Source organism: Pseudoalteromonas sp. 2CM39R (genome assembly GCF_023161845.1).
On the sequence record NZ_JALNTM010000002.1, the window covers coordinates 163,452 to 176,244 of the forward strand.

Here is a 12,793-nt window from a genome sequence, read left to right on the forward strand (position 1 = left end):
CGCTTTTTTAATGTCTGAAGAATGCGGTAAGGCTATAAAAAATTAAGATAGGCGGCAGTGCTTTGTTCTCGTGACTATCGGTATAATAAAAATAATTATGAAAGGTAATCTGATATTTTGAATTGGCAATCATTAGTTGATAATCGACAACGCTTTTTCTGGGTTTTGCAAATTGCAGGCTGGATAGGTTATGCGTTAGTTAATTATATCGGCTCAAAAGTCTTTGAAATGCGTGATATTTACGTATTTGTTATTGTATTAAACGCTTATGCAGGCTGTTTAATGACAGTACCTTTACGTTATATGTATCGTAAAGTTTGGAATGCCTCACCTTGGGTATTAATGCTTGTCGTTTTTGGTGCTTCCTATGTCACAGGCACATTATGGGCCGTTGTACAAAAATTCAATTTATGGGAAATCTACCGTCACGGTTACCGTCCAAATGAATGGTTTTATTACTTTCAACAAGGTTTAGATTCGGTTTATATCATCCTTTGTTGGAGTGGTTTGTATTTTGGTATTAAGTATTACCAGCTATTGCAAAGTGAGCGACAAAAGGCTCTAAAAGCAACCACTATGGCTCACGAAGCTCAGCTGAAAATGCTGCGCTATCAACTTAATCCGCATTTCTTATTTAATACCCTAAATGCAATCTCAACCTTAATTTTGGTAAAAGAGAACAAAGATGCAAATTTAATGGTGTCAAAATTGAGTGACTTCTTACGATACACTCTCAATACCGACCCAATAAAAAAGGTGCCATTAGAGCAAGAAATTCATGCCCTCATGTTGTACTTAGAAATTGAAAAAGTACGCTTTGATGAACGTTTACAAGTTAATGTAGATGTAAGCGAGCAGGCAAAAGAAGCCTTGGTACCAAGCTTGATCCTCCAACCTATTATCGAAAACTCGATAAAGTATGCGATAGCGCAACTAAATGAAGGTGGTGTGATTGATATTAAAGCACAAGTTTTTGCAAATGAACTATTATTGGAAGTAGGCGATAATGGTCCTGGCACTGAGCTTAAAAATGGCCAACTGGTTAATTCTCAAGGCGTTGGCATAGCTAATACACAGGACCGCTTAAAAACACTTTATGAGAACAACTACTCGTTTGTTCTCTCTGACAATACGCCAAGTGGATTAAAAGTTAATCTGCGCGTTCCGTTTGAAAAGGCTGTTAAGAAATGAGCAAAATTAGAACTTTGATCGTTGATGATGAACCGCTAGCAAGAAAAGGCTTAGCTGTTCGACTTTCTGAGTTTGACGATTTAGAAGTCATTCGTTTATGTAGCAATGGTCAAGAGGCAATTGATGAATGCTTATCGGGCAATATTCAATTGGTTTTCTTAGATATTCAAATGCCAAATATGAACGGTTTTGAAGTTGCAAGAGCACTTAGTGAGAGCGTAAATCCATTACCAGCTATTGTGTTTGTAACGGCTTTTGACCAGTTTGCAGTTAAAGCATTCGAGATTCATGCGTTGGATTATATTCTTAAACCAGTCGATGACAACAGACTAAAACAGGCGGTAGAAAAAGTGCATACCTATTTAAAAACGCAACAAGATAACGCCCATAAGAAAAAACTAGCGAGCTTTGTTGCAGGTATTACAGGCAATAATTGCGAAGAAATTTTAAAGAAGTTAGCAACGGGCGATAGCCTTGCTGACCGCCGTTATCCAGAATCATTAGCTGTAAAAGAGCAGGGCGAGATTGTTCGTGTGCCTGTTATTACAATTCAATGGGTTGATGCGGCTGGTGATTATATGTGCCTTCATTGCCAAGATGGGCAAACGCATATTCTTCGTAAAACAATGAAAGAGCTTGAACAAGAGCTTGATCCACAACTATTTGTGCGAGTTCATCGCAGTGCCATTGTGAATACTAAGCAAATTAGCAAACTTGTAACTCAAGTAAGCGGTGAATACCTATTAGTGTTAGATAACGGCCAAGAACTAAAAGTAAGCCGTAGCTATCGCGATAAAGTGAAAGCGGCGCTCGCGAGCTAATACCAACCCGCAATAATACTTAATCATTTTGAGGGATCAAACCTGTCGCTAACTGCGTTAAAAATTTCTCATTTAGAACAACTAAATAACGAAATTTTTGCCTTGTAATCAACGAGGTTTTATTGCCTCAAAATAGACTACTTAATTAAGCGGATTGGTATAATAGCTATTCAAAATTTAATAAGTTAAAAACAAAAAAGGCGCAATTATTAATTGCGCCTTTTTTAATGAAAGTTTGTAACAGCTTAAACTGTTACAATCTTCATTGTGTTTGTTGCACCAATCGTTTCCATTGCATCACCGTGAGTTAAAATCACAGTATCACCTGCAACTAGTGAGCCTTGCTCAACAAGTGTGTTTAATGCATCACGTACCATGCTTTCGTCTTCACACTTCGTTGAATCAAAGAATACAGGATAAACACCACGGTAAAGTGCTGTTTGGCCTAGCGTGCTTGGATGACGTGATAATGAATAAATTGGTAAACCAGAGCTGATGCGCGACATCAATTTAGCTGTACTACCTGATTCAGTCAGAGTCACAATAGCTTTAACAGAATCTAAGTGGTTAGCTGCATACATCGCAGATAATGCAATTGATTCAGCATTTGATGAAAAACGGCTGTCTAAACGGTGCTTAGAAACGTGTGTTTCTTTTTGTGATTCAGCACCTAAACAAACGCGAGCCATAGTCGCTACTGTTTCTTCAGGGTAGTCACCAGCGGCTGTTTCAGCAGATAACATTACTGCATCAGTACCATCTAATACCGCGTTTGCTACGTCCATAACCTCTGCACGTGTTGGCATAGGGTTATCGATCATTGATTCCATCATTTGTGTTGCAGTCACAACAGTACGGTTAAGTGAACGAGCACGGCTTATGATAAGCTTTTGCTTACCAACTAGGGCTGCATCACCAATTTCAACACCTAAGTCACCACGCGCAACCATTACAGCGTCAGAAGCAAGAACGATATCATCAATTGCTTCAACGTTTTCAACTGCTTCTGCACGTTCGATTTTCGCTAATAGTTGTGCGTTTGAGCCAGCGGCTTCTGCTAAAGAGCGAACATAACGCATGTCATCACCACTGCGTGGGAATGAAACAGCAATATAATCAACGCCAATTTCAGTGGCAGTGATTAAATCTTCTTTATCTTTATCAGTGAAAGCAGGGGCTGTTAAACCACCACCTAAACGGTTGATACCTTTGTTATTTGAAAGTACGCCACCAACAGTAACAGTCGTGTGAACTAGGTCACCGTCAACGCTATCTACCGTTAATTGAATTAAACCGTCGTTTAATAACAATAAGTCGCCTGTTTTAACGTCGTTAGGTAGCTCTTTATAGTCGATACCTACTGCATTAACGTCGCCTTGGCCTTTTTCCATTTTTGCATCAAGGGTAAATTTTGCGCCAACTTCTAGGTTTACTTTACCGTCTTTAAACGTTGATACACGAATTTTAGGACCTTGTAAGTCTGCAAGGATAGCAACGTGTTTGCCTAAACGCTTAGCAATGCTGCGTACCGCTTCAGCGCGGTCTTTGTGATCTTGTGCTACGCCATGTGAGAAGTTCAAACGAACCACATTTGCACCTGCACGAATAATTTTTTCTAGGTTGTTATCGCGATCGGTTGCCGGTCCAAGGGTCGCAACAATTTTTGTGCGTCTTAGCATCAAATTCTCCTGTGCGCTCAAATATATTAAGCGAATTGATGGTTATCTATTAAAATGTCGTGCTATAAACCTTTAATATAGGCTTATACATAAGCACAATGTAGAACTCATAAGTAAAAAATGATTGTTTTTACTTATGAGAATCTGGCTCTTTGTATTAATTATAGAGTATACAAAGGGTGAATGACGTTATTATGACACCGGTGTCAGGTAGCGTCAATACACATACCTTTTTAAAGGGTATTATAAAAATCTGGTCCGATGGCTTGGTTATTTTGATATACTGGGGGCAACGTCGCTTCATGATTTCGATGATTTATCTCAAGTTGGCTGTCAAGCTCGCATTTTTGGGCTGCTTGGGTATAATGCGCGCGTAATTATTTTGATTAACTAACCAATAGTTGTTACCGAGGAGGACACTAAATGCAAGTTGCATTAGTAGGGTTAGGCGTTATGGGTAAAAATCTTGCCCTCAACCTGATTGAAAAAGGGCTGACATTAGTAGCTTATGATAAAAACCCAGATGCGGGTGCCGAGTTACTAAGCTGTGCGAAAGCACTAGGTTTGGCAGACCGTTTACATATTGTGTCTGATTTAAATGATATGGTTAGACGCTTAGAGCCGCCTCGTTCGATTCTTCTTTTAGTTCCTGCTGGTGAATTGGTTGATAAAGTATGTACAGAGCTTGCAGAAGCAGGTGTTGACTGTGATGACATTATCGTAGATTGCGGCAACAGTAACTACAAAGATGGTATTAGCCGTAAACTTAAATATCAAAACAAATTTGAATTTGCCACTATGGGTATTTCTGGTGGTGCAGAAGGCGCACGTCATGGTCCTGCAATGATGGCAAGTGGTTCAGAAGGCGGCTGGGAGCGTGTTGAGCCGTGGTTTGAAAAAGTAGCGGCAAGCTACAAAGGTGAGTCGTGTTTTGCTCGTGTAGGCCAATCTGCAAGTGGTCACTTTGTAAAAATGGTTCATAACGGTATTGAATATGCGTTAATGCAATTAATTGCAGAAATGTATCAATTATTACGTTTAGGTACTAATCGTTCACCAAAAGAAGTGGCTGACATTTTCAATGAATGGTCTGAAGGCACTTTAAATAGCTACTTACTGTCAATTTCAAGCCATATCTTAAGCCTTGAAACGACTGAAGGCGAGCCATTAGTTGATTTAATCGACAATAAAGTTGGCGCGAAAGGCACGGGTTTATGGACTGCACAAAATGCCCTAGAGCTTGGTATTGCAGTGCCATCACTAGTCGCAGCTGTTCAAGCACGTCACTTAACAAATACTTGTGATACGCATGCTGCTAAAGAAATGACTTACGCTGCTAAAGCAACAGATACCGCTGATTTAGATTTAGCAGAGCTAAAAGATGCATTCACATTGGCAAGTTTACTTGCTTACCGTCAAGGTTTAGCGCTTATCAAAGGGGCGTCTCGTGCTCATCAGTGGAAAGTTGATCTTTCTAAAACGCTACAAACGTGGCGCGCAGGTTGTATCATCCGTGCTGATTACTTAGACAATGTAGCTGAAGGTGTAGAATTTATTGATTCTATGCAGCGTGAATCAGCAGCATTACGTAAAGTAACGGGTGCAGCAGTTGCATCTGGTTTGGCATTCCCAGTGTTAACTGCAACGCAAACTTACATTGCGACGTTAACAACACCAAGTAATGGTCATCTTGTTCAAGCACAACGTGACTACTTTGGTGAGCATGGTATTAAAACTCATAGCGGTGAGATCTGCCATTTAACAGACTTAGTTGAGATTGACGAAAAAGTTCGTTAATTATCAAAAAGCATAAAAAAGGCACCAATTGGTGCCTTTTTTTGTATTTGCTGCATTAACGACTTAGCTCACCGCGCAGGTTGTCTTGCATCAAGTGACGAATTGTTTCTACTTCAAGCTTTTGACTAAATAAATAGTGTAATTTGGTTAAACAGGCTTCTAATGTCATATCGTAGCCACTGATCACACCACAATTTAATAAGGCATTACCGGTTGCATAACCGCCCATATTAACTTGGCCTTTTAAGCATTGTGTTAGGTTAACAATTACCATACCGCGTTTACTTGCATCATTAAGAATATCTAAGAACGCCGGATCTTGCGGGGCATTACCCACGCCAAAACTTAATAACACAAGTGCTTTGATGTCGTCATTAACTAAACTTTTAACCACTTTTGGGCTGATCCCAGGATAAAGATAAAGCACACCAATTGGCTGTGGCGTGATATTTGACACCTGTAGTTCGTTATCAACGTAAGGGCTAAGTTGCCCTTTGATCAGTTGAATATTAATTCCTGACAGTGCTAATGGTTCAAGGTTCGGTGATGCAAACGCATCAAAGCCATCAGCATGGGCTTTTGTTGCACGATTACCACGGAACAACTGATTATTAAAAAACAGGCTTACTTCAGCAATTGGGTAATTAGCGGCTAAATACATGGCATTAAGTAAGTTTACTTGGCCATCAGAACGAAGTTGCGACAATGGAATTTGTGAGCCTGTCACAATTACAGGTTTTGTTAGGTTTTCGAACATGAAAGACAAAGCAGAGGCTGTGTAGGCCATAGTATCGGTGCCATGCAAAACCACAAAGCCATCATAGTCTTTGTATTTACTCTTAATATCGTCAGCAATTAATTGCCAGTGGGCAGGGGACATATCTGAAGAATCAATGAGCGGGCAATATTCGTGAATATCAAACAAAGGCATTTCATCACGATTAAACTCTGCATTATTGACCACTGTTTCGGTTAAAAAACCTTCTGCCGGAACATAGCCACGGCTCGATTTTTTCATACCGATAGTACCGCCCGTATAGGCGATATATATACGTTTACGTTTCATAAAAAAAGCCCAGTTAAATAACTGGGCTTAGTATACCTAAAATCGCTTAGCTAAGTAACTTATTGAATTACATTACACACTAAACAACGAGCGTAAACGCCTTGTGGATCGTTGTAATCTTTTAGGTTATCAATTTCACTACTTAACTGATTAATAAGGCTTTGTAAGTTGGCTTGTGTTGCTAGTACTGATTGTGATGAATCAGACTTAGCAAAGAAGCTCTTAACAGCCGCGGTGCCAAAGATATCTTGCAGCATTTGCTCTTGTGGTGTGAGCGATTGCTTGATGGTTTTAACATCATAATGATTAAGCTTAGCAAGCTGAGCTGCCGCCTTAATTGCATCTTGCTTATCGCCAAGTTTATCAACTAAACCTAGTTCTTTTGCTTGAGTTGCAATCCATACACGGCCTTGGGCAATTTTATCAACTTGCTCAGGGGTCATGTTACGCGCTTCAGCGACTACATTTAAGAAACGTTTGTATGCATTTTCAACGCTCATTTGAATAATATCTGACATTTTCTCGTCAAGTGGGCGAGCAATAGAGAAGCCAGCAAGGTCTGTTGTAGCAACGCCATCTGAGTAAATACCTAATTCAGCCATAGTATTTTCAAACGTCATGAAAGTACCGAATACACCGATTGAACCTGTAATTGTGCTAGGGGCTGCCCAAATTTCATTGGCTGCAGATGCAATCCAGTAACCACCTGATGCTGCCACTGAGCTCATTGAAGCGATAACCGGTTTACCGGCTGCTTTAAGAGCTAATACTTCAGCACGGATAACTTCAGAAGCAAACATACTACCACCACCTGAATCGATGCGTAGTACAACGGCTTTAACTTTGTCATCAAGACGCGCTTTGCGAAGTAGGGCTGCTGTAGAGTCACCACCAATTTCACCTGCTTTACGCTCGCCATCAACAATGGTGCCTTTCGCAACAACCACAGCTACTTTTTCAGTAATTGGGTTATCGAACTCAACAGGTGGTTTTACAAGCGACAAATACTCACGGAAGCTTACTTGCTTAAAGGTTTTACCTGTTTCTTCTGCACCCACTAACTCAATAAGCTGTTGGCGAATTTGTTGTGAGGTTTTTAAAGAATCAACCCACTGATTATTTAGCGCGTATTGGCCCGAGTTACCATCAACTGCTTGCATTTTTGCAAGGTAAACATCCATATCTTCATCGAAATTACTTTCATCGAATGGACGGCTCGCTGCAACGTCAGTCTTATACTCGTTCCACAGTGCAGTTAACCAAACGCTATTCGCTTCTTTTGCCGCATCTGACATATCATTACGAATAAAAGGCTCAACCGCTGACTTATAAGTACCCACACGGAAAATATGTTGAGTTACTTTTAATTTTTCAAGCGCATCTTTGAAGTAAAGCGGGAACATACCGTAGCCTTCAATGCTCACACCACCATAAGGGTGCATAGACACCTCATTGGCATGGGCTGCAATATAGTATTGAGCTTGTGTATAGTAATAGCCCGTTGCAATAACTTGCTTGCCTGCTTCTTTAAACGCATCAATTGCTTTAGTTATTTGTTTTAGCTTATTGATGTGTGCACTTGGCATTTTTTGTAGATCAAGAAGCATCACACTGATGCGATCATCTTTAGTTGCTTGGTTGATCACTTCAACAACATCATCAAGTAGAATTTCTGATGGTGCTTCTTTACCCATAGTTGCATCGTTGATTGCTGCTTCTACAGGATCAACATACGTTTTTTCTTCAACAATAGGGCCATTTAAGTTTAGGCGTAGCACGGTTCCGTCTGCTACTTTTACTTGGTCTTCTTCACCTGTGATGGCAACAAAGAAGAGTATTACTAGTAATAGAAATAATATGTTTAGGACCAAACGGCGGGAGAAATTAATCCCGGTCCAAATGCCTTTAAATATCTTTGCTAGCAAAATAAATCCTTAATTCAGTACAGCTTAGTAGTGATCTCATCTTAGCTTAGAATAACTTTAAAATTAACTGTTAAATAGTAACAGAGTGTTTAAAACGACAATTTGCTACAGATTAATTACCAGTGAAAAGTTGATTATTCTAAGTTATTGCCGCAGAATCTATTTCAAATAGAGGTTCGACCAGTTAACGGGGCACACAATGTTAGAACAAAAATTACAATTACCGCATACCGAACTTCGTAATCGTTTGGTTATGGGCTCAATGCATACCGGCTTAGAAGAAGGCTGGCATAACCGTAAACGCTTACGTGCATTCTACGAAGCACGTGCCAAAGGCGGCACGGGTTTAATCATTACAGGTGGTTATAGCCCAAATATTCGTGGCAAGCTATCTCCGTTCGCATCAACATTTAATTCATTTTATGATGTGATCAAACACAAAGCATATACTGATGCAGTGCATCAGCATGGCGGAAAAATTTGCTTACAATTATTGCATGCAGGTCGCTATGCGTACCATCCATTCAATCAAGCACCAAGCTCAATTCAGGCTCCAATTAATCCATATAAACCTAAAGAAATGTCGTTAGGTTCAATCAAAAAAACCATCAAAGACTTTGCAAACTCAGCAAAAATGGCTGAAAAAGCTGGTTATGACGGTGTTGAAATCATGGGTTCTGAAGGTTATTTGATTAATGAATTCATGGCTAACCACACTAATAAAAGAACAGACAGCTATGGTGGTAGTTTAGAAAACCGCATGCGCTTGGCTGTGGATATTGTTAAAGCTGTTCGCGCAAAAGTAAGTCAAAAGTTCATTATTGTATTTCGTTTGTCTGTGATGGATTTAATTCCTAATGGATCAACACCTGATGAAGTAAAGCAACAAGCCCTAGCACTTGAACAAGCTGGCGTTGATATCTTTAACACCGGTATTGGTTGGCACGAAGCTCGTGTACCAACGATTGCCAGTATGGTACCAGCAGGTGCATTTAAAGAAGCATCAAAACGCTTGAAAGAAACGGTATCAGTGCCAGTTATCGCGGTTAACCGTATTAACACTCCAGAAATTGCCAATGGAATTTTAGAAGCAGGCGAGTCTGATTTAATTTCGATGGCACGTCCTTTATTAGCAGATCCAGAGTTTTTCAATAAATACGTTAATAATAAGTCTGAGCAAATCAATATTTGTATTGGTTGTAATCAGGGCTGCTTAGACCATGTGTTTAAAAACAAACGTGCTACTTGTTTGGTTAACCCGCAAGCGGCTTTTGAGTTAGATTATAGCCTTGAAAAAGCACCATCGTCTCGATTAGTACTGGTTGTAGGTGCTGGCCCTGCTGGCCTTGCTGCAAGTTGTTACTTAGCAGCGAAAGGTCACAAAGTGACTTTAATTGAACGTAAAGAACAAATGGGTGGTCAATTTAATTTAGCCATGCAAGTACCGGGTAAAGAAGACTTTAACCATACCCTTAATTACTTTACTAATGAATTAAAGCGTTTAAATGTCGATTTACAGCTCGGTACTGAATTTACCGACAATATGCTCAATCAATACGATGATGTGGTGTTTGCAACAGGCGTACGTCCGCGCGAAGCCAAAATAGAATGCGGTGATGGCAAACGTGTATTCGCTTACGATGAAGTAATTCGTGGCGAAGTAGAATTAGGTGAGAAAATTGCGATTCTAGGTGCTGGTGGTATCGGTTTTGATATGGTTGCCTTTTTAAGTGAGCACAAAGGCCAAACAATTGAGCAGTTCAAAACTCAATGGGGTATTGAATGCGAAGCTGCACCGGAAAAAGACAATCGTCAACTTTACATGCTTAAGCGAAGTGCAGGGCGTTTTGGTAGTGAACTTGGTAAAACAACGGGCTGGATCCATCGTCAAGTTGCCAAACAGCACGGCGTTAAACAAATCGCTGAGTGTCAATATCTAAGCTTTGATAAGCAAGGTTTGAAAATTACTGTAAAAGGTGAAGAGCAAATCCTCGATGTTGATACCGTGATTGCTTGTATTGGTCAGGTGTCAAATACTGAAACGTTCGACAATCAAACCGAAAACGCAAAAGTACACGTTATTGGTGGCGCAAAACTAGCTGCCGCAATCGATGCTAAACGTGCAATTTTTGAAGCGTTACAAGTCGCTCGTAAAATTTAATTGAAAGAAAACTAGAAAACTCGCGGTCTATGTGATTAATCTATTTAGTCACGAGACCGCTATGTTGAACACACACCTAATCCCCATATACCAACACACCTTAAAGAAAGTGCAGTTTTTAGATGGACTACCGAGTCTATTAATTCGCTTGATTTTAGCGCCAGTGATGATCATTGCCGGCTTTAATAAACTTGCTTTAAGCGGTGATGTCACTCACTTTTATCAATACTTTTTAGCATCTGAAGATATTGTTGCTTGGTTTGGAAATAGTGACTGGGGTTTAGGCCTACCCAAGCCCTCTGTATTAGCCTTTTTAGCAGCATGGACTGAGTTTTTAGGGGGGATATTTATTTTATTAGGTTTATTTACCCGTTTAACAGCAATTCCTTTGATGATCACCATGCTGGTTGCAGCGACGACAGTGCATGCCAGTAATGGCTGGTTTGCTGTAACACCTACCGATGCCAGCACCAGCCCAGCAAGAGTACTTAATTGGCTTGCAATACCAGGAAGTGAAGCGAGCTTGAATAATTCCAATGAAGCCAGTGAGAGGTTAGTTAAAATGCGTGAATTGTTAGAGACGCATGGTTATACAGAATACCTCTATGCGAAAGGGAAGCCTGTAATATTAAATAATGGTATTGAGTTTTCCGCAATATACTTTGTTATGCTCTTAAGTTTATTTTTTGCAGGTGGCGGTCGTTACGTCAGTTTAGATTATTGGTTAACTAGAAAAGCATCGAATAGCTTTATTGCTAATAAAGATAAATGATAAGCTTGGGTTTTCAGCCCCGATTATTAAGGGGCATCGTACTTAAGCATTTACGGAATATTCATGGACGCTTTGACGCTATTACAAACTCGACAATCAGATCCTCGCCTTACCGCACCAGGACCAACTGCAGAACAACTTGAAATTATTAAGCGAGCGGCCATTAAAGTGCCTGATCATGGCTGTATTGCGCCTTGGCGGTTTATTGTCGTTGAAGGCGACGCACGTAATAAATTAGGCGATATCTACCATCAAGCCGCTATCGCTGAAAACCAAGATGATAGAACCATTGAGCGCGCTAAAGATCTACCGCTACGCTCTCCTATGATGATCATTGCCATTGCTGATGTAACTGAAAATCCAAAGGTGCCACGAATTGAACAAGTACAAAGTGCAGGTTGCGCCGTACTTGCTATGCAACAAGCGGCATTCGCGCAAGGTTTAGGGGGCATTTGGCGCACAGGTTATTTCGCACAGAGTCCAGCTGTTAAAGCGGCACTAGGTTGTAAAGAACAAGATGAGATTGTTGGCTACTTATATTTAGGTACGCCAGAAGTAGACATTAAAAAACCAATCAGACACAAGCCAGAGACGTTTTTTGAGAATTTATAAATATTAGGAACTTTTTTGCAGTAAAGCAGTCAGACGCTATTAAGCTTACTTATGTTAGTTTTTGAAGATTTAGCTTAGCTGTAAGAAGCGCATGGATGCAAAAAACGAAACAATTCTTCTTCAGTGTGTTTTTAAATCGGTTATTTTTTGTTAACGTATGGATGGTCTTACAAAAATAACGATAAAGAAGACGAGAACAATGGGAAACTTATTTTTACGTGAAAAAGAAAATTGGTTCGCTTGGTCAGTATGGGGCGTTGTTGGTGCTATAGTAACTTTTTTTGTTGCCATGTCTACGAAACAACCTCATTACCTTGGCTTGTCTGCTGTAGTTATACTGCTTTTGCTTACTTGGTGGATGCATAGTACTAAACGTTTTGATTTCGGCCGCGCTTTTAAAATTTGTTGCTACGTTTTAACGATCACCTGCTTACCGGCCTTCGCATTAGTCATCATACCTAGTTATAACCTCAATAAGATTGATGTAATAGTTCAGGGCTCTGGTTTTGCAATTGTAAGTTTAATTGTCTGTTTAGTTTGCTCTTTAATTGCAAAACGTCCTAAACAGTATTACTAAAATACTTTTTTAAAGTTTTTTACATTTAAGACTTTACAACGAACGCAGTAAACACTATTATGCGCGCCGTACGGAGAGATGGCAGAGTGGTCGAATGCACCGGTCTTGAAAACCGGCAGGGGTTTGTAGCCCCTCTAGGGTTCAAATCCCTATCTCTCCACCATTATTTAGAAAAACCGCCTACAGGGCGGT

10 protein-coding genes and 1 tRNA gene are annotated in these 12,793 nt (G+C 40.1%); 8 read left to right on the plus strand and 3 right to left on the minus strand.

Features of this window, described 5'->3' with window-relative positions:
• Positions 1-117: 117 nt before the first annotated feature.
• Positions 118-1,191: a sensor histidine kinase gene (locus MTF66_RS04790; protein ID WP_054554884.1), complete on the plus strand. Its 1,074-nt coding sequence runs from the start codon at positions 118-120 to the stop codon at positions 1,189-1,191.
• The gene (locus tag MTF66_RS04795) at positions 1,188-2,012 is read left to right on the plus strand and encodes a LytTR family DNA-binding domain-containing protein (RefSeq protein WP_054554883.1); all 825 of its coding nucleotides are present in this window, start codon (positions 1,188-1,190) and stop codon (positions 2,010-2,012) included. Before MTF66_RS04790 ends, MTF66_RS04795 begins: the two co-directional genes overlap by 4 nt.
• 245 nt (positions 2,013-2,257) lie before the next feature.
• Here the strand turns inward: MTF66_RS04795 and pyk are convergent, their stop codons facing one another.
• A complete protein-coding gene (gene pyk, locus MTF66_RS04800; protein WP_054561412.1) occupies positions 2,258-3,691 on the minus strand; it encodes a pyruvate kinase in 1,434 nt (477 codons plus the stop codon).
• A 423-nt stretch (positions 3,692-4,114) separates the two neighbouring features.
• Between pyk and gndA the strand changes: the two genes are divergently transcribed.
• Positions 4,115-5,488, plus strand: coding sequence for an NADP-dependent phosphogluconate dehydrogenase (gene gndA / locus MTF66_RS04805; RefSeq protein ID WP_248526581.1), 1,374 nt, complete (start codon positions 4,115-4,117; stop codon positions 5,486-5,488).
• Positions 5,489-5,543: 55 nt separating this feature from the next.
• Here the strand turns inward: gndA and ansA are convergent, their stop codons facing one another.
• On the minus strand, positions 5,544-6,554 hold the full coding sequence (ansA, locus tag MTF66_RS04810; RefSeq protein ID WP_248526582.1) for an asparaginase: 1,011 nt from the start codon (positions 6,552-6,554) through the stop codon (positions 5,544-5,546).
• 59 nt (positions 6,555-6,613) lie between these two features.
• On the minus strand, positions 6,614-8,479 hold the full coding sequence (gene sppA / locus MTF66_RS04815; protein ID WP_248526583.1) for a signal peptide peptidase SppA: 1,866 nt from the start codon (positions 8,477-8,479) through the stop codon (positions 6,614-6,616).
• 199 nt (positions 8,480-8,678) lie between these two features.
• On the opposite strand from sppA, the gene MTF66_RS04820 reads away from it, so the two are divergent.
• The 5 genes from MTF66_RS04820 (at position 8,679) to MTF66_RS04840 (ending at position 12,764) form a co-directional block, all read left to right on the plus strand.
• Positions 8,679-10,640 (plus strand): FAD-dependent oxidoreductase, encoded by a 1,962-nt coding sequence (locus MTF66_RS04820; protein WP_138616810.1) that lies wholly within the window; start codon positions 8,679-8,681, stop codon positions 10,638-10,640.
• 61 nt (positions 10,641-10,701) lie between these two features.
• On the plus strand, positions 10,702-11,412 hold the full coding sequence (locus tag MTF66_RS04825; protein WP_248526584.1) for a DoxX family protein: 711 nt from the start codon (positions 10,702-10,704) through the stop codon (positions 11,410-11,412).
• A 63-nt stretch (positions 11,413-11,475) separates the two neighbouring features.
• Positions 11,476-12,024 carry an NAD(P)H nitroreductase gene (locus MTF66_RS04830; protein WP_248526585.1) on the plus strand — a complete coding sequence of 183 codons (549 nt, stop codon included), beginning with the start codon at positions 11,476-11,478 and terminating at the stop codon, positions 12,022-12,024.
• A gap of 199 nt (positions 12,025-12,223) precedes the next feature.
• Positions 12,224-12,601, plus strand: a complete 378-nt coding sequence (locus MTF66_RS04835) for a hypothetical protein (protein ID WP_308199917.1) — start codon at positions 12,224-12,226, stop codon at positions 12,599-12,601.
• Positions 12,602-12,673: 72 nt separating this feature from the next.
• A tRNA-Ser gene (locus MTF66_RS04840) sits at positions 12,674-12,764 on the plus strand.
• Positions 12,765-12,793 lie beyond the last annotated feature (29 nt).

Bases quoted from the DNA above. Each gene is read 5' to 3' on its own strand.
- MTF66_RS04795 (WP_054554883.1), top strand. From the start codon at position 1,188: ATGAGCAAAATTAGAACTTTGATCGTTGATGATGAACCGCTAGCAAGA.
- gndA (WP_248526581.1), top strand. From the start codon at position 4,115: ATGCAAGTTGCATTAGTAGGGTTAGGCGTTATGGGTAAAAATCTTGCC.
- MTF66_RS04825 (WP_248526584.1), top strand. From the start codon at position 10,702: ATGTTGAACACACACCTAATCCCCATATACCAACACACCTTAAAGAAA.
- ansA (WP_248526582.1), bottom strand. From the start codon at position 6,554: ATGAAACGTAAACGTATATATATCGCCTATACGGGCGGTACTATCGGT.
- pyk (WP_054561412.1), bottom strand. From the start codon at position 3,691: ATGCTAAGACGCACAAAAATTGTTGCGACCCTTGGACCGGCAACCGAT.
- MTF66_RS04835 (WP_308199917.1), top strand. From the start codon at position 12,224: ATGGGAAACTTATTTTTACGTGAAAAAGAAAATTGGTTCGCTTGGTCA.
- MTF66_RS04820 (WP_138616810.1), top strand. From the start codon at position 8,679: ATGTTAGAACAAAAATTACAATTACCGCATACCGAACTTCGTAATCGT.
- MTF66_RS04830 (WP_248526585.1), top strand. From the start codon at position 11,476: ATGGACGCTTTGACGCTATTACAAACTCGACAATCAGATCCTCGCCTT.